20 protein-coding genes are annotated in these 17259 nt (G+C 60.3%); 14 read left to right on the forward strand and 6 right to left on the reverse strand.

Annotated elements, in window-relative coordinates:
- Positions 1-86: 86 nt before the first annotated feature.
- Both GDN47_RS10130 and GDN47_RS10135 read left to right on the forward strand, forming a co-directional pair.
- On the forward strand, positions 87-1160 hold the full coding sequence (locus GDN47_RS10130; protein WP_152093212.1) for a serine hydrolase domain-containing protein: 1074 nt from the start codon (positions 87-89) through the stop codon (positions 1158-1160).
- Between the two features lie 2 nt (positions 1161-1162).
- A complete protein-coding gene (locus GDN47_RS10135; protein ID WP_112723403.1) occupies positions 1163-1720 on the forward strand; it encodes a GNAT family N-acetyltransferase in 558 nt (185 codons plus the stop codon).
- A gap of 3 nt (positions 1721-1723) precedes the next feature.
- Here GDN47_RS10135 and GDN47_RS10140 read toward each other — a convergent pair whose 3' ends face one another.
- Positions 1724-2545, reverse strand: a complete 822-nt coding sequence (locus GDN47_RS10140) for an AraC family transcriptional regulator (RefSeq protein ID WP_113389364.1) — start codon at positions 2543-2545, stop codon at positions 1724-1726.
- Between the two features lie 294 nt (positions 2546-2839).
- On the opposite strand from GDN47_RS10140, the gene leuA reads away from it, so the two are divergent.
- Positions 2840-4513 (forward strand): 2-isopropylmalate synthase, encoded by a 1674-nt coding sequence (gene leuA, locus GDN47_RS10145; protein ID WP_152093213.1) that lies wholly within the window; start codon positions 2840-2842, stop codon positions 4511-4513.
- Between the two features lie 74 nt (positions 4514-4587).
- On the opposite strand, the gene GDN47_RS10150 is transcribed toward leuA, so the two are convergent.
- The 4 genes from GDN47_RS10150 to GDN47_RS10165 form a co-directional block, all read right to left on the reverse strand.
- Complete coding sequence (locus GDN47_RS10150) at positions 4588-6213, reverse strand: saccharopine dehydrogenase family protein (RefSeq protein WP_233789841.1); 1626 nt, start codon at positions 6211-6213, stop codon at positions 4588-4590.
- Entirely contained in the window at positions 6210-6629 is a 420-nt protein-coding gene (locus tag GDN47_RS10155) for a thiol-disulfide oxidoreductase DCC family protein (protein WP_113350569.1), read from the reverse strand. Before GDN47_RS10155 ends, GDN47_RS10150 begins: the two co-directional genes overlap by 4 nt.
- 229 nt (positions 6630-6858) lie before the next feature.
- Positions 6859-7113, reverse strand: a complete 255-nt coding sequence (locus tag GDN47_RS10160; RefSeq protein ID WP_113329682.1) for a GCG_CRPN prefix-to-repeats domain-containing protein — start codon at positions 7111-7113, stop codon at positions 6859-6861.
- Between the two features lie 187 nt (positions 7114-7300).
- Positions 7301-8203: a phosphatase PAP2 family protein gene (locus tag GDN47_RS10165; protein WP_233789843.1), complete on the reverse strand. Its 903-nt coding sequence runs from the start codon at positions 8201-8203 to the stop codon at positions 7301-7303.
- Between the two features lie 402 nt (positions 8204-8605).
- Here GDN47_RS10165 and GDN47_RS10170 point away from each other — a divergent pair, with 402 nt between their 5' ends.
- From GDN47_RS10170 to GDN47_RS10190, 5 genes are all read left to right on the forward strand, one after another.
- On the forward strand, positions 8606-9559 hold the full coding sequence (locus GDN47_RS10170) for a helix-turn-helix domain-containing protein (RefSeq protein WP_152093215.1): 954 nt from the start codon (positions 8606-8608) through the stop codon (positions 9557-9559).
- Between the two features lie 154 nt (positions 9560-9713).
- Positions 9714-11222 carry an aldehyde dehydrogenase gene (gene adh, locus GDN47_RS10175; RefSeq protein ID WP_145318717.1) on the forward strand — a complete coding sequence of 503 codons (1509 nt, stop codon included), beginning with the start codon at positions 9714-9716 and terminating at the stop codon, positions 11220-11222.
- A gap of 81 nt (positions 11223-11303) precedes the next feature.
- The gene (locus GDN47_RS10180; protein ID WP_113329686.1) at positions 11304-11696 is read left to right on the forward strand and encodes a DUF779 domain-containing protein; all 393 of its coding nucleotides are present in this window, start codon (positions 11304-11306) and stop codon (positions 11694-11696) included.
- Positions 11697-11790: 94 nt separating this feature from the next.
- Positions 11791-12387 carry a DJ-1/PfpI family protein gene (locus GDN47_RS10185; RefSeq protein WP_113329687.1) on the forward strand — a complete coding sequence of 199 codons (597 nt, stop codon included), beginning with the start codon at positions 11791-11793 and terminating at the stop codon, positions 12385-12387.
- Positions 12388-12404: 17 nt separating this feature from the next.
- Positions 12405-12755, forward strand: coding sequence for a ribbon-helix-helix domain-containing protein (locus tag GDN47_RS10190; protein WP_152093216.1), 351 nt, complete (start codon positions 12405-12407; stop codon positions 12753-12755).
- An 8-nt stretch (positions 12756-12763) separates the two neighbouring features.
- Here the strand turns inward: GDN47_RS10190 and GDN47_RS10195 are convergent, their stop codons facing one another.
- Entirely contained in the window at positions 12764-13381 is a 618-nt protein-coding gene (locus tag GDN47_RS10195; RefSeq protein ID WP_113329689.1) for a TetR/AcrR family transcriptional regulator, read from the reverse strand.
- A 61-nt stretch (positions 13382-13442) separates the two neighbouring features.
- Between GDN47_RS10195 and GDN47_RS10200 the strand changes: the two genes are divergently transcribed.
- From GDN47_RS10200 to GDN47_RS10225, 6 genes are all read left to right on the forward strand, one after another.
- Complete coding sequence (locus GDN47_RS10200) at positions 13443-14363, forward strand: alpha/beta hydrolase family protein (protein ID WP_233788577.1); 921 nt, start codon at positions 13443-13445, stop codon at positions 14361-14363.
- A gap of 140 nt (positions 14364-14503) precedes the next feature.
- Positions 14504-14821, forward strand: coding sequence for a zinc ribbon domain-containing protein YjdM (locus GDN47_RS10205; protein WP_113350562.1), 318 nt, complete (start codon positions 14504-14506; stop codon positions 14819-14821).
- 162 nt (positions 14822-14983) lie between these two features.
- Positions 14984-15991: an aldo/keto reductase gene (locus GDN47_RS10210; RefSeq protein WP_152093218.1), complete on the forward strand. Its 1008-nt coding sequence runs from the start codon at positions 14984-14986 to the stop codon at positions 15989-15991.
- Positions 15992-16154: 163 nt separating this feature from the next.
- Entirely contained in the window at positions 16155-16334 is a 180-nt protein-coding gene (locus GDN47_RS10215; RefSeq protein WP_152093219.1) for a CsbD family protein, read from the forward strand.
- A gap of 48 nt (positions 16335-16382) precedes the next feature.
- Complete coding sequence (locus GDN47_RS10220; RefSeq protein ID WP_233789845.1) at positions 16383-16727, forward strand: BON domain-containing protein; 345 nt, start codon at positions 16383-16385, stop codon at positions 16725-16727.
- Positions 16724-17236, forward strand: coding sequence for a DUF992 domain-containing protein (locus GDN47_RS10225; RefSeq protein ID WP_152093220.1), 513 nt, complete (start codon positions 16724-16726; stop codon positions 17234-17236). The genes GDN47_RS10220 and GDN47_RS10225 overlap by 4 nt, the downstream gene beginning before the upstream one ends.
- Positions 17237-17259: the final 23 nt, after the last annotated feature.

The raw sequence follows: 17259 nt of genomic DNA on the forward strand, positions 1-17259 counted from the left end.
GGCGAAATGCGGTGTGGTCACCTTGCCGAACACATGCTTGGATTGTAGCCTGAGCTGAAGGTCGCATAGCGGAGGAAGGTGATTTCATGGCCGTGACGCAGAGCAATTCATCCTTGTCACCTGATCGCGAGACCTTGCAGGCCATGGGCTTTGATCCCGAGCTCGGACGCAAATTTGAAGCCGGCATCGAATCCGGCCTGCTGCGCGATCTGCATGTCGTGCTTGCCGCCCGTTCCGGGCGCGTATGCCTGGAATATTACGCCGTTGGTTCCGACGAAAATTGGGGAGATCCGCTTGGGGATGTCGCCTTCGACGCCGATACGCTGCACGATCTTCGTTCGGTCACCAAGAGCATTGCCGGCCTTCTTTATGGCATCGCGCTCGACAGGGGATTGGTACCGCCACTGGATGCATCGCTCTACGAGCAGTTCCCGGAATACGGCGATCTCGCCCGAGATCCTGCGCGCGCCAAGATCACTGTCGGCCATGCCCTGACGATGACGCTGGGGATGGAGTGGGACGAGGATCGCCCCTATACGGACCCGCTGAACAGCGAAATTGCGATGGAGAATGCGCCGGACCGATATCGTTTTGTTCTGGAACGTCCGGTGATTGCCGAGCCGGGGACGCGCTGGATTTATTCCGGCGGCAGCGTCGCGCTGGTGGGGGCGGTCATCGAGCGCGGCACGGGCAAGCAATTGCCCGATTTTGCGCGAGAAGTTCTCTTCGAACCGCTGGGGATTGCAAAATTCCACTGGAACGCCGGGCGTGACGGCGTGGCGTCGCCCGCATCCGGATTACGCCTGACCGCTCCCGATTTGCTGAAGATCGGGATGCTTTTCCTTCAGAAGGGCGTGTGGAACGGCAAAAGGATCGTCTCGGAAGAGTGGATCGCGCAATCTCTCGCGCCGGCGATTTCGACCGGGGACGGTCTGAGCTATGGCAGACTGTGGTTCTCGGGCGACGCGCCGGTGCCGGCGTTTGATGGGCCGCGTCCATGGTATGCCGGCTTCGGCAATGGTGGGCAGAGGCTCTGGCTGATGCCCGATGCGGATATCGCCGCTGTCATCTACTCCGGCAAGTATAATTCCTGGGACGCGTGGATCACGCCCGCCCGCGTCTGGCGCGAAATCATCCTTGCCAATCTGCTGAAAGCGTGACGATGGCGCCTTCAAAAGCCGAGTTCCCCACCCTTGTCACCGAGCGGCTGCGGCTTCGCGAAGCGAGTATGGACGATCGCGACGACTTCCATGCGCTGATTTCGATTCCGGAGGTCACGCGGTTCTCGAATTGGGTTGATGCGCCCAAAATGGCGCAGATTGAACGTTCCCTGCGATGGATGATCAAAATCTTCCCCAAGGGAGCAGGTTGTTCATGGATCATCGAGGATCGGCTTTCAGGCCACTTGCTCGGCGCGATCCGCTTCAATAGCATCGATCGGCGTGCCAAATGCGCCGAACTTGGATATGAGCTGCACCCTTCGGCCTGGGGCAAGGGGCTGATGAGTGAGGCGGCGAGGGCTATCGTCCGGTGCGGCTTCGACGATTTTTCGCTCAATCGCATCGAAGCCTGGACGTTGCCGGGAAACACAGCTTCCGATCGGGTTCTGGAAAAAGCGGGCTTCCAATATGAGGGCACACTGCGGCAGAAGGCGCGGTTCAAAGAGGCCTTCCATGATTTCCGCATGTTCGGCTGCCTGGCCAGCGACCGACAGAACTAGCCTCTAGTCAGTCCCCTGGCTGATTTCGCCGGCCAGCGCTGCGGATTGAAAATAGTCTCGGGGCGAGCGCCCGAGCGCCCGCCGGAACATGGCCGAGAAGGCGCTCGGGCTCTCATAGCCACAGTCCAGCGCGACATCGAGAACACTTCGACCCTCCGCGAGCAAGGTGAGCGCCTTCAGCATGCGTGCCTGTTGTCGCCACCGGCCGAAACTCAGTCCCGTTTCGCGCTGAAATAGCCGCATGAGGGTTGCCCGGCTCATATGCAGCCCATTGGCCGCCTCTTCGATCGAGATTGTGCTCGCAAGATCGCCGAGCAAGGTTTCGCAGAACGCCGCAAGCCCCGGATGTTTCGGTAGAGGGAGCTTCAGCGGCTGTGCCGGCAAGAAGGTAAGTTCGAGAAGCAGCAGGTGAATGACTGCCTCCACAACCTCTTTCTGATCGGGTTTGTCGACAAGACCGGCGAGCCGCAGGATGAGTTCGCGCAGCAGCGAGGTGACTTCCACCACCGTGCACTCATTCGGCAACGCATCTCTGCCATTGGGATCGATCAATAATGAGCGAAACTGCACGCTCGTATGGCTTGCCGTCACGTGTTCGAGCTGCGGCGGCAGCCAGACCGCTCGGCTCGGCGGTACGACCCAGGTGCCGCTATCCGTGGTCAAAGAGATCACGCCGCTGACGGCGTAGAGCAGTTGCGCCTGCCTATGGCTGTGGCGAGAACTGGTGAAGCGATGATCGTCATGTGCGATGACGGCGACACCTTCAGCGACATCCGTGCCGTGCTGAAGATAGTATTGATCCTTTTGCGATGATGAATGATCCATACGCGCGAGAATAACAAAGATGTCGACAGTAACCTAGAGTTCCTTTCCAGCAGGATATCTACTTTCGTGTCTGCCGCATCCCACAATCTGCATCGATCGGATCGGCCGCATGGCGCTGCCGTCGCATCGCTGCGCGTGCGGATGGATGCCGACGCCTCGTCCTGCATACCCGTTTCTCTTCAGTTTTCCGTTGCACTGCGACTTAGCCGCGGTCGTCGGGCCTGACGGCATCCCGGCGGCCGTATTCTGCTGTCCGCTTTCTCCCCAATTGACCGACATGCAACGGAACGGATCATGCTGAAGAATCCTGAAACCAAATATCGTCCTTTCATCTCGCCCATCGAATTGCCGGATCGGCGATGGCCGAACAGGCGCCTCGCCAAGGCACCCCGCTGGCTGTCAACGGATCTGCGCGACGGAAACCAGGCGCTCGCCAACCCCATGGATGTCGAGCGCAAGCTGCGCTTCTACGACATGCTGCTCGCCTCAGGCTTCAAGGAGATCGAGGTCGCCTTTCCGTCGGCCTCGCAGATCGAGTTCGATTTCGTCCGTGCGCTCATCGAGGAACACCGCATCCCCGAGGATGTGACGATCCAGGTGTTGACCCAATCGCGCGCCGATCTCATCGCGCGCACGTTCGAATCCCTCATCGGCGCCCGCAAAGCCATCGTCCATCTCTACAATGCGACCGCACCACTCTTCCGCCGCGTCGTCTTCGGCATGGAGCGACACGAGATTGTCGACCTTGCCATCAGCGGTGTTACCGCAATGCTGGAGGAAAGCCTGAAGCAGCCGGAGACCGACTGGACCTTCGAATATTCGCCGGAAACCTTCTGCTTCACCGAGCCGGATTTCGCGCTCGAAATCTGCGAGCGCGTGCTCGATGTCTGGCAGCCGACTGCGGAACGCCCAGCCATCCTCAACCTGCCGGCAACGGTGGAAGTGGCGATGCCGAATGTCTATGCAGACCAGATCGAATGGTTCTGCCGCCATATTTCGCGCCGCGATGCCGTCATCATCAGCGTTCATCCGCATAATGATCGCGGTACGGCGGTGGCCTCGGCCGAGCAGGCGCTGCTGGCAGGCGCCGATCGGGTCGAAGGTTGCCTGTTCGGCAATGGCGAGCGTACCGGCAATGTTGATCTGGTGACGCTAGCGCTAAACCTCTACACGCAGGGCATCGATCCCGGCCTGACCTTTCCGTCGATCCGTGAGGTGGTGAAGACGGTGGAATATTGCAACGGTCTGCCCATCCATCCGCGCCACCCTTATGCGGGCGAACTCGTGCACACGGCCTTCTCCGGCTCGCATCAGGATGCGATCCGCAAGGGATTTGCCGCGCATGAGCGGCGCAATGACGGCGTCTGGGAAATGCCCTACCTGCCGGTTGATCCCGCCGATATCGGCGAGAGCTACGAGGCCGTCATCCGCGTCAACAGCCAGTCGGGCAAGGGCGGGGTCGCCTGGGTGATCGAGCAGGACAAGGGCTTGAAGCTGCCGCGCGCCATGCAGGTCGATTTCAGCAGGCGGGTGCAGCTCCTCGCCGATGAGACGAAGCGCGAATTGACGGCCGAAGATATCTGGAAGGCGTTCGTCCACGCCTATCATGTTGACGATTTCGAGCGCTTCGAACTCGTCGATTACGAAGGTGGTTTTCGCAGGGGAGCCGGCGCCGAGCGCATCTTCACTGGCCGGATTCGCCATGGCAATCAGGATGTCGTCGTCAGCGGTCGCGGCAACGGCCTCGTTTCAGCGGTACTTGCCGCGATTGCCGAGGCCTTCGCAGTGGAACTGAGCGTCATGGACTATCAGGAGCATGCCCTGCGTCGCGGCAGCGATGCGCAAGCGGCCGCTTATCTGCAATGCGTCCGGCCGGACGGATCGCAGGTCTTCGGCGTCGGTATCGATGCCGATGTTGCGACCGCAACCGTCAAGGCGGTCCTCAGCGCCGCCAGTGCGGCCGGTTGACGATCGTCTGTTCCGCTTGCGCTATCGGCTGCAAATCGGCCGATAGCCAGGCGGCGCTAAGACGCCGGATTGGATCATTCGATTGGCTGCAGCCAGCCCCGATAATGAACGACGGGGCCGATGAGAGGGAGGGCAATCGGTACGTCGAAGTGGAAGCGATCGTCCTCCGCCCATTCACGAGCGATGCTTTGGGGCGCCAGAAGGCGCGGCAGCGGAATGCACAGGAACGACCAGTGTCGCATCTCCATGCTGAGCCCGTTGCCCCCAATGGGAAGATCGAATGCAAAGCGGAAGGGGCCGAAGCGTTCGACGAGGTGGCCATTCTCTTCGCTCAAATGGCTTTGGAAGCGCTGGCCGGAAAAATCCCGCGTCCATTCTTCTATGCCGTTGGTTTCCTCGAAGGACACATGCAGTGCGTGCTTTCCTGCCGCGGGAAAGCCAAATATTTTCGCGACCAGCCGTGCAAGCGGTGAGCGCCCACGGGTGACGACCGCCTCGCCTCTGGCGCCGCCGTCGCCGAAGACCTCGTGCATGGCACGGACCGGTTCGGATAGATGAGCAAATGCAGGCCCCATGACACGCTGATAGAGCGGCATATAGGGTGCTTCCTTTGTTTCCTCGGCAACCGCCAGATCGCGAAACAAGCCCCGGAAATCCTCAAGCGACAGGAGCCTGCCGGCGTGACGGGCGCCGGGCGAAAGACGGCAGTCGCGCAAGGCCCGCGCCAGCAATTGCGCCGGAAGCGTGGGAATTTCCACGCCGTCTCCATTTTCCGCAATCAGGGTCCAGCGACGAGCCTTCATGGTGCCTTGCTCTATGCCCTTGATTTCGATCGCCACGGCCGAGCGCGCCGTCCCAAGCCTTGCCGTCAGGCGTTGCAGCGGCAGCAGGAAGCGGCTGATCTTTCTGAGCGACGTCAGCCATCCCCAAGTGACCGGCCAGGACAACAGCCAGAGCGCCAAAGTCTGAAAGGCGAATTCCGGCCCCGCCCGGAAAATGACGCTGGGCCGTCCGGCAAAACTATCGACCAGAAGATCGTGATCCGGCACGTCGGCAAGCGCCACCAGCCGGCGCAGAGCGCGGTGGCCGGAAACCGCATAGGTTTCGCGCTTCAGCATGTGCCAGCCCGTCGCGTCCTGCCAGTGCCGGCCGCGCCAGAGCCGCACCGGCTTGCCGACATAACTCAGGATCGCCGCTGCGACCGAGGCGCCGGCGGTCGCGCGATTGGAGGCGCTGATCGACATTTCTATCGAGCGAACCTCCTCCATGTTCTTGGCGAGGGCGGCTACGACGGCGCCGGAGAGCGCCGGGACGCTCGACGCGCCCGAGATGATGGTAACGCCAGCGGCCTTAGCCTCTTCGTCAAGCGAGCCGATCGCGCCGACGAAATCGCGCGCGTCGGCAAGATCGATATAGTGGATACCGGCCTCTAAGCAGGCGCGCGGGACTCTCTGGTCACTATCTTGGAAAGGGCCTGCCGCATCGATCAACAGAAAGGGTCTGTGCTCCCCGAGGATCGCAGTGATATCGCCATTTCGATCGGCTTGCAGGGCAATTGCATGCGGCAATCGAGCGGCGAGTGCCTTTGCCGATTCGAGATTGCGTCCGGCGACCAGAACCTCGAAACCGTCTTCGGCAAGGCGCCGCGACAGCCGCGCGCCGAACCCGCCATAGCCGCCGAGAACGAGGATTCTTTTCAAAGTATGCGGCTCGCCTGCTCGGGTGTCGGCAGCCAGCATGTCTCCCGTTTGCCGAAGATGCGATAGCGATTGCGGGCAAGCCAAAGGTAGATCGGGTCGCGCAGCATGCGCGGTACGATGCGCAGTACGGAAATGGCCTTCCAGGGCCAGCCGAGACCGGCATAAATGGCCAGCACCGCGTCACTATCGCGCAGCACCTTCGCGCCGTCGACGATGATGAGGCTATCCGGATCGGTGGGGTCCATGCCGCAGCGGCGATAGAGGGCGATGCCGGTTTCATTCTGCATGGAGGCAAGACGAAAACGGCCGAGGCGATCATGACGCAGCACGAACTGGGCGTTGGCGGTACACAGGACGCACATGGCGTCAAAGACGATGATCGGCCCTTGATAGTCGCTGATGGTGCTTTTGCTCATGTTGGCGGCATTGTTTTCCGTAGACCCGTCTGGTCACAGCTTTGACCGGTTGCATTGTCGCCGTCAATTGCACGTTTCCGTGGGCTGCCATGTCAAACCGGCAAACGACCGCGAGCTTTGCATCGCAGCGCTGGGCAGCGGAAGGATCGAGAGAAGCAAGCCGTTCGATCGCCGGTCGGCATGCGGCCCGATCTGCAAGATCGGGCCGCGCGCATCGCGGAAGAGTAGCTTAGCGATAACGCCAGCCACCATGCCACCACTCGCGATGCACCCAATAGCGATGCCCATCCCAGTAGCCGCGGCCGGGATAGTAGATGCCATAGGCCGGAACCGCCGGCACGACGACCACAGGCCGTCCATCCGGACGGCAGTAGCCATAGGGATTGCGATGCCAGCCGATGCCGCAGCCATCGCGGGCTTCGGCTGGAGAGATGGCCGCAAAGCAGGCGGTCGCGGCGAAAGCCAGCAAAATGATCTTTTTCATGATGTCCTCATTCGTCCTTGAAGAGCTTCAAGCTGTTATCCCTTCAGCGCTTGAACGGGGACGAGCGGCAAATCCGTCGCTGCATAGCGATGATTTTGCATTCGGACGGGAAAGGCTGGCATACGCGGTGCGTAAGCCGGCGAGCGATGCAGGAGAACTGTACTTGCCGCGGGATCAGGCCGCAGGATCAGGATCGAATTTCAAGGGCTCGGGATGCGAGGCGAGATTGAGCCGGGCACGATTTTGCTGCAGGCACCGTTTTCCTGCCGATGAGCGGCATGCGCCGGATCAACGCGCGCAGAACGGCGAGAATTGCCTTGTATTGTTCCCCAGGACACAAGCGGCCGCTGGAATCATAGGCAAACAGGAGACGGCGTCGCGCGAATGCATGCGCGAGCCACAGGGCAAAAGCTACGCCGACGCCCCAGCCCATCAGCGTGTCGCTTGCCCAATGGGCGCCGACCCATTGGCGCGACAGGCAGATCAGGACGCCGACAGGCATGAAGACGGGGCGAAGGCGGGGAAAGACCAGCGCCAGCGACATCGCCATGGCGCCGGCCGTTGCCGAGTGTCCGGAAGGAAAGGAGGCGAAGTCGGCATGGAAAGCAAAGGGTCGGAAAGAGAAGGCGCCGTTCGTATCCAGGAGTTCCGGCCTGGCGCGACCGATGATGTTCTTTGCGAGCGAATCGACAATGCCGCCGCCGGCCACCGCCAGGAAGACGAAAGCAGCCGCAGTCGCGATGAGATCTGCCCCCGTTCGCATGGATTTCCGCAGCTTATGCGCGGGCGCGAGGATCGCAAATATCAGCAGCGCTCCGCTGAATGAGAGCACCAGAAGCCCGGTGCCGAGGCTGCTGATCCATTTCGCCGTCCCACGCAATTGCGCGGGAAACGATTTCATCCAGATGCCCAAGGGATAATCGGCCGCCCACATGACGAGCAATGATAAGGCGAGGAAGATGGCGATGATAACGATCGGGCGCTCCAGAAATGCGCGATTCGCAGGCGGCTTAATGGTCGGGGTGTTGAAGAAGCAGTGAAGGCCGCCAGCCATGCGTCTGCGACCGGTGTCGGCGGAACGTCCCAGCATTTCTTTTATGGCCTCTCGGCCCCGCTGCCATGCCTGCATAAAGCCGACTTCCATCAATGTCGAAACAGCCGCTCGTGGAGCTGGGCTCACCAATCGCCTTCCGCTCCGTTTCCCTAGGAAGAAGCTGCTACAGCAACACGCTGACAGCGGCCTGAAAGGTCGCGATTGGCGGGTCAGATCTCGGTTGTGTAGGCGGCAAAACCAAAACGCACGGCATCTGCCAGACAGCTTCGATGGTCGGACTGTGCAGTCATGGGCTGAAGAAACAACGGTGCCGAAAAAGACTGTGCCATCAACAAGGTAGCCGCCGAATTTCGCGGCCCCGGGCGAAAGTCGCCACGAGGATTGCTTCGATGGCCTTTTTTAGCGACAATTGGGCTAGCGTTCGGTGGGAGGAGCCAAATGCAGCACTATTCCGCACATGCGGATCAGGTTTACGCGTCGGCGCAATCGGCGGCGGCGAGTTCTTCGGTTGTTGCCTCCTGGCGACGGTGCATGGTCATGCATCGTCTGGCGCCGGAAGAGAAGCGTCTGCCGATGCGCTTGACCAGCCAGGAATTTCAAACAGCGTTGGAGCGATCGGAACGGCTGGTTGCCGAAGCGGCCAGTGAACTGGATCGTCTTTTTCTCGCGGTCGGCAAAGCCGGCTGCTGCCTGCTTCTGACGGATCGGGATGGCATCGCACTCGAACGCCGGGGCGCTGCCGGCGACGACAAGGACTTCCACGATCTCGGTCTATGGACCGGATCCGTCTGGACGGAAGCGAGCATCGGCACCAACGGCATCGGTACGGCGCTTGCCGACGAGCGGGCCGTTGCGATCTTCCGTGACCAGCATTTCTTCTGCTCAAACATCAATCTCAGCTGCACCACAGCGCCGATCCGCGATCATCGCGGCCAGCTTGCCGGCGCGCTCGATATTTCCACCTGCCGCGATGACGTGAACGACGCGACACTGGCGATCCTGTCGCAGACGGTGCGCGATGCGGCTGTGCGCATCGAACTCAATCTTTTCCGCAGCGCCTTTGCAGGTGCCCGCTTCGTCATGGTGCCGACGGATACGGCTTCCACCTCAGCACTGCTGGCTGTCGATCGCAACGACCTCGTGCTTGGCGCGACCCGCGCAGCCCGGGTGGCATTGAAGCTCGACGATCATCGCATTGCCGTAGGCATTCCTGCCTCCGATGTTCTTCGCGAGCAGCAGGGAGCCGTCGGCGAGGATCTGGCCGAGGCTGAACGCGCGGCCCTGCTCAGGGCTCTTTCGCGCGCCAACGGCAATGTCTCCCAGGCGGCCGCAGCGCTCGGCATGAGCCGCTCGACGCTGCATCGGAAGATGAACCGCCTCAATCTCCACTGAAGCGCCATCAACGCGCATTCGATCTGGCAGCTGTCGCAGAGTTGCGACACTGTGCGCTGCAGCACGGCAAGCCGCCTCTATCGCCCGCCGCGATATGCCCTCAGACTTCTCCCATCGGTTCGCTTATTGAACCTGCCGACCAAGGGAGGATGGCATGCTGCATCAGAAGATCGTGGAATCTCCGTTCAAACTCAAATATGGCAACTATATTGGCGGCGAGTGGCGCGAGCCGATCGCGGGCAAGTATTTCGACAACCTCACGCCGATAACAGGCGGCAAGATCTGCGAGATACCGCGCTCCGACGAAAAGGACATCAACGCTGCGCTTGATGCCGCCCATGCAGCCAAGGACAAGTGGGGGCGGACGTCTACCACCGAGCGCTCCAATATCCTGATGAAGATCGCCCAGCGCATGGAAGACAAGCTGGAAGTGCTGGCGCAGGCTGAAAGCTGGGACAACGGCAAGCCGATCCGCGAAACCATGGCGGCCGATATCCCGCTCGCCATCGATCACTTCCGCTATTTCGCCTCCTGCATCCGTGCCCAGGAAGGCTCGATCGGCGAGATCGACCACGATACCGTCGCCTACCACTTTCATGAGCCGCTCGGCGTCGTCGGCCAGATCATTCCCTGGAACTTCCCGATCCTCATGGCCGCCTGGAAGCTTGCGCCGGCACTGGCCGCCGGCAATTGCGTCGTCATCAAGCCGGCCGAGCAGACGCCCGCCTCGCTATTGGTCTGGGCCGAACTGGTCGGCGATCTCCTGCCGCCTGGCGTACTCAATATCGTCAATGGTTTCGGCCTCGAAGCCGGCAAGCCACTCGCCACCAGCCCGCGCATTGCCAAGATCGCCTTTACCGGCGAGACGACGACGGGCCGGCTGATCATGCAATATGCCAGCCAGAACCTCATCCCCGTCACGCTCGAACTCGGCGGCAAGTCGCCGAACATCTTCTTTGCCGATGTTGCGGCCGAAGACGACGATTTCTTCGACAAGGCGCTCGAAGGCTTTGCGATGTTCGCGCTTAACCAGGGCGAGGTCTGCACATGCCCGAGCCGAGCGCTGATTCAGGAATCGGTCTACGACCGCTTCATGGAGCGTGCCGTCAAGCGCGTGGAAGCCATCAAGCAGGGCAATCCGCTTGATGCCGCAACCATGATCGGCGCCCAGGCATCGAGCGAGCAGATGGAGAAGATTCTCTCCTATCTCGATATCGGCCGGCAGGAAGGCGCCGAAGTCCTGACGGGCGGCGCGCGCGCCGATCTCGGCGGCGAGCTGTCGAGCGGCTACTACATCAAGCCGACCATCTTCAAGGGCCACAACAAGATGCGCGTGTTCCAGGAGGAAATCTTCGGTCCGGTCGTATCGGTCACGACGTTCAAGGATGAGAGGGAAGCGCTTGAGATCGCGAACGATACGCTCTACGGCCTCGGTGCCGGCGTATGGACCCGCGACGGCAATCGCGCCTATCGCTTTGGTCGCGAGATCCAGGCCGGCCGCGTCTGGACGAATTGCTATCACGCCTATCCGGCCCACGCCGCTTTCGGCGGCTACAAGCAATCGGGCATCGGACGTGAGACGCACAAGATGATGCTCGATCACTATCAGCAGACCAAGAATATGCTGGTGAGCTACAGCCCGAAGGCTCTGGGCTTCTTCTGAGACCTCCCAACAAAGCTAGGAAGGCTCCCGGCTGCGGCCGGGAGCCTTCGAGTATTCGCACATTGGGGATGGAGGATCATCATGGACGATAATGGGTCGGAACCGCGGGTGCTTGCGACCGAGAAGGCACTTGAGCTTATCCGCGAGATACAGAAGGACCATCCCGATATCCTGTTTCATCAGTCGGGCGGGTGCTGCGACGGCTCTTCGCCGATGTGCTATCCGGCCAACGAATTCATGATTGGCGACAATGACGTCAAGCTCGGCGAGATCGGCGGTGTGCCCGTCTATATCAGCGGCAGTCAGTTCGAGGCGTGGAAACACACGCAGCTCGTCATCGATGTCGTACCGGGACGCGGCGGCATGTTCTCGCTCGACAATGGGCGGGAGAAACGATTTCTCACACGCTCGCGCCTCTTCGGCGGTGGCGAAGCCTGCGTAATCCCGGACATCAACCGTGCGCCGCTGCAATAGGCGGGGCCATAAACGGCGTGTAGTATTCGCCTAATACCTGCGACCGCAGACACTTTGCTAAAGTGCCGTCCGTTGGTTTTCAGGGAGGAAGACGATGCCAGCAGCAAAGATCCTGATGATTACAGGTGATTTCACCGAAGACTACGAGACCATGGTGCCGTTCCAGACGCTGCTTGCCTGCGGCTACACGGTCCATGCCGTCTGCCCTGGCAAGAATGCCGGCGAGACGGTGGCAACGGCCATTCATGATTTCGAAGGCGATCAGACCTATTCGGAGAAGCGCGGTCATAATTTTGCATTGAATGCGACATTCGCCAGCATCCGCGCCGAAGATTACGATGCGCTCGTCATTCCGGGCGGCCGTGCGCCGGAATATCTGCGCCTGAATCCAGACGTCATCAAGGCTGTTCAGCACTTCTTCGAGGCGGGCAAGCCGGTTGCCGCCATCTGCCACGGCGCGCAGCTGTTAGCCGCGGCCGGTGTCCTCAAGGGACGCACCTGCTCGGCCTATCCCGCGTGCCGGCCCGAGGTGGAGCTTGCCGGCGGCATTTATGCCGACATCGCCATCAATGATGCGGTTGCCGACGGCAATCTCGTGACTGCACCGGCATGGCCGGCGCATCCGTCATGGCTGCGTCAATTCATGGCCGTGCTGGATGCCAACGCCTTGTCGTCAGCAAACGCTGCCTGAACTTGAGGGGGACGCACATGTGCGAATTGTTCATCAAGGCCGATGCCAAGCTCTGGGAAAGCACGACGCGCTCCCTGCGCATCGATGGCATGGTGACCAGTATCCGGCTGGAAAATTTCTTCTGGTCGAAGCTGGAGGAAATCGCGCGACGTGACGGAATGAATGTGGTGCAGCTGATCACCAAGCTGCACCATGAATCCATCGACGCCGGCCACGATCTCGGCAATTTTACCTCGTTCCTGCGGGTGTGCTGCGCCCGCTATCTCGACCTGCAGCTGGCCGGCGACATTTCCAGCGATCTTTCCCAGCCGATCGCTGGTGTGGACGCGCCCGCCATCCTCGGTCGCGAGCGCCTGAAGTATCATTGAGCGTATTGCTATGCGGCGCCAGAGAGCCGGTTCTCGGGCGCCTTTGCATCCGACAATCGTTCGGCAATTAGCCGTGCCGCCGCATCAGCCGCGGTTTCCATGTAGCTCGGATCGCGATGGAGCAAGACCACCGCAAATGAACCGTCGAGGAGCAGCATGATCTGGCGCGCGAGCGGCAGGGCATTGCTGCCTGCACCCGCCTCCACGAAGACCGATCCCAGCCACTCCTCAACACTCTTCTTGTGAGTGCGCGCCGCAACCAGCGCGGGATGGCCGGGAAGGTTGATGAGTTCCACCGAAGTCCGCAAAAAACCACAGCCCTTCCATTTGGCGCTGCGCGCCGATTGCGCCAGCTGGCGGAAAATGCCGGCAACCTTTTCTGAAATGTCGCCTTCGGTTTCTTCGAACCAGCGTTTGAAGAAGGCAAGGTTCGGCTCGTCGCGCGCCTGCAGATGGGCGGCGATCAGGTCGTCCTTGCTGCGGAAATGATAATAGAGGGTGCGCTTGGTGACGCCTGCCTTCTCGGCGATGGCGTCGACACTGATCGCGCGGATGCCGTCGCTGTGGAAGAGTTTTGCGGCGGCCTGAAGAATACGCTCGCGTGTCGGCAGGGAACTGTCTCTCATGGCTCAATGTATACCGGGTAGTGAATATACACAACGCGGCGATCGTCCCATCTTGACGCCCATGAGCCAGCAACCTCGACCATCCTTGAATGAAGACAGTCTTTCGATTTCCATCCCCTGTCGGGATGACGTCGTTCTCGGTGGCCGCCTTTGGCTGGCGGAGACGAAAAGGCCGGAAGGCAGCGTCATCATCAACCCGGCCACCGGAGTTCTCGCACGCTATTATCACCGCTATGCGCAATTCCTGGTGCGGCATGGGTTCGATGTCCTGACCTTCGATTATCGCGGCATCGGCCAGTCGCGCCCGCACCGGCTGCGGGGGTCCCGTTATCGCTGGCGCGATTGGGGCGAGCGGGATTTCGATGCCGCGCTTCGGCTGATGTCCGATCACCGCCGCAACGGTCCGCTTTTGGTGGTGGGTCATAGCGTCGGCGGATTCCTGCCGGGATTGGCTGAGAATGCTCCGGAGATAGACAGGATGCTGACGGTCGGAGCTCAATATGCCTGGTGGGGCGATTACATGCCGAGCAGGCGGGCCGCTCTGTTCCTCAAATGGCATGTGGCTATGCCTGCGATGACTGCGCTCTGCGGCTATTTCCCGGGCCGGCGGCTTGGCTGGCTGGAGGATCTGCCGAAAGGTGTGGCAAACGAGTGGAGCTTTCGTGGCCCCCGGTTCGAGCGCAGCCATCCTGTGGGCGAGAGGCGGGAGGTACTACGGCGAATGAGCGCCGTCAAAGCATCGATCCTGGCCGTTGCGGTTTCGGACGACGAACTTGGCACCGTACCGGCAATTCGCCGCACACTGAATTACTATACCGGCGCGCAACGTCAGTCGGTGCTGCTCCGTCCGGCTGATTTCGGTCGGGACGCAATCGGCCATTTCGGCCTCTTTCACGATAGCCATGCTGCCGGTTTCTGGGTCGATACGCTGTCGTGGCTTCGGGAGGGCCGTAATCCCTGGCCGGCATCCGAGCTGAAATAGCAAAGCCGAGTATCCGCATCGGCGCACCACTTCGCGCTTGTTGCATCGGCTGATTGTCTCGGGTAGATGCCATTCACAGATCGTGAATGAGATGAAAGCTAGGCATTTGCCGGCTTTGGAATACTCAAGAAACTTGCAGAATGGAGTTTGGCATGACCAGCCAAAATGACGAATATGTCTATGACGAAGTGACCGGCGAGTGGCGACCTGCCGCGGAGATGGCAGCGGCTGCCGTCGCTACGGAGCTTGTCGTTCACGATGCAAGCGGCAACGTCCTCGCCGATGGCGACTCCGTCACCCTCATCAAGGATTTGAAAGTGAAGGGCGCCAATCAGACTTTGAAGCAGGGTACCGTTATCAAGTCGATTCGACTGACCGACAATCCTGAAGAAGTCGATTGCCGTTACGACGGGATCAAGGGTTTGGTTCTTCGCACCGAGTTCATACGCAAGCGCTAGAACTGTTCCTCCCTCTTCGCATTGCAAAATTGAACGATATCGGGCCGATTATCCGGATTCCCGAATTGTAAAATTGGAAATTGGTGCTTATCTCCTTTGCTGGATGCTTTTACATAACCTGCACGGGTATGTAACGGTTGCAGGCCGGCTGGGGGATTATGCATGCATCTTGAAGACTATGCCGCACTCGGCCGCTCGGAGTTGCGCGTCAGTCCGCTTGCGCTCGGAACCATGACTTTCGATAAGGGGTTCATCCGGCATTCGCATGAAAATCAACCTGCGGCGATCCTGACGCGCTATCTCGAACTCGGTGGCAATTATCTCGATACCGGCAACGGAGCGATGAAAGCGGGCGGCCAGACGGTCGTCGGCAGCTATGTCGCACAAAACTCGATCCGGCGCGATCGTCTTGTCATCGCCGCCAAATTCGATGTCGCGCGACATGGCGAAAGGCTTGGCCGCAAAGCCGTGATCGACGGCTTCGAGGAGACCCTTCGTCGGCTGCGCACCGACTATCTCGACCTCTATTGGCTGAACAATTGGGACATACAGGCGCCTTTGGAAGAAATGCTGGAGGCGCTCCACGATCTCGTTCAGTCGGGAAAGCTGCGTTATTTCGGCATTTCAGATACGCCGGCCTGGAAGGTAGCGCATGCCCATCTCCTGTCGCAGTCCAACGGCTGGGCTCCATTCATCGGTTTGCAGATCGAATATTCGCTTGCCGCACGGCTGTTTGAAATCGAGCTCATTCCCTTGGCGCGCGGGTTGGGGCTTGGCGTCGTCTCGCATTCGCCATTGAGCGGCGGCCTCATCAGCGGCCGATATACGCGTGCCAACAATGCGGGCGCAAGAACAGGACATGCAGCGCAATTGATGCAACGGCCCGACGAGCAGGATTTTGAAATCGTCGACGCCCTGTTCCGCGTTGCCGATGAACTCGGTACGACGACCGCACGCGTCGCCCTTGCCTGGGCAATGGCGCGCCTTGGCGTATCTTCGACGATTATCGGCGTCCATACGCTGAAGCAACTCAATGAGGATATCGGTGCGCTCGAAGTCCGGCTCTCGCCCGAACAGACAGCGACGCTGGATGCGCTTACCATTCCCAATCACACCATCGCCCTGCCGTTGCCGTTGCAGAATGCCGCGCCTCTGTGCTGTGTAGATTGAACCGAAAGCCTCGGCTTGCGGGCGGTTGTCGACGCCCGCATCTCTGCTGACGATCGCAATGGCTTCCCTTATCGATTGGCCGGCCTATCTAATCTACTTCATTGTTCATGGTTTCGGCGGGACGCCGATACCTCCTCTTTTGAAAAGCTCAAGGAGATCAGAAATGGACAAGAACCGTGTCAAAGGCGCAGTCAAGGAAGCAACAGGCTCAATCAAGGAGGCCGCAGGAAAGCTGACGGGAAACAATCGGCTCAAGATGGAGGGTGCCGTCGAGAAGGTCGAAGGCAGGATTCAGGCGAAAGTCGGTAAGGCCAAAGACGCCATCAAGAACGCGCTTCGCTGACGCCAAGCGCGTGCGAAATTTTGCCACCGCGCTTTATCGAGGCTTCCAATGCTTTTCCTGGCCAGGTCTCCATCGCTGACGACATCCTCGGATCGTTACGCAACCTGTGCGGCGATCCGCTATCTGATCGCCTATGCCGAGGGGCTTGAGGATTGTCGTATCGATGTTGCCGCCATTGAAGACACAATCGTTCTTTCCGGAGTGGCATCGAACGATGAGGCGCGGCAGCGGGCCATTGCAATAGCTGCCGAATATGCCAGGACCCGCATCGTCAGCAACATCACCCTCGGGGCTGATCGCGACCCTTCCAGCCATCCGCAGATCGAGATGTCGAATTCCCCCGCGCCGTCCGGGCAGACCGCGGCGCTCAAAACGCCGAAGGAGACCTCATGAAAAAAGTCATTGTAACGGCCGCGGTAATTGCAGTCGCCCTTGGTTCTGTGGCTTCCGCCGCCAGCACCCATTCCAAAAAACAATCGACACAGGTGGTGTCCGAGCCGAAGCAAAGGCTCGGAACGTTGTCCTGCGACGTCGCCGGCGGCGTCGGTATGATCATCGGGTCGAACAAGGCGATCGATTGCACCTTCAAGCAGCGGACGGGCAAGGTCGAACGCTATATGGGTTCGATCGGCAAGCTCGGCATCGATATCGGGGTCACGCGTAAGACCTATCTGAGCTGGGTCGTCGTCAACACCGTGCCCACACGTGTTGGCGATGGTGCTCTGGCAGGCACCTATGTCGGTGCGTCGGCAGGTGCTTCCCTCGGTCTTGGCCTCGGAGCCAACGTTCTCGTTGGCGGCAATTCCAAGAATTTTGCCCTGCAGCCGTTGAGCGCGGAAGCGGGAACCGGCCTGAACGTTGCAGCCGGCGTCTCGCGCCTGCAATTGCAGTCTGCGCGCTGAAGTCCGGAGTCCGTTTAGAGATC

Origin of the sequence: Martinezella dioscoreae, assembly GCF_009176305.1 — a bacterium.
In the GTDB taxonomy this organism is placed as follows: Bacteria; Pseudomonadota; Alphaproteobacteria; order Rhizobiales; family Rhizobiaceae; genus Rhizobium; species Rhizobium dioscoreae.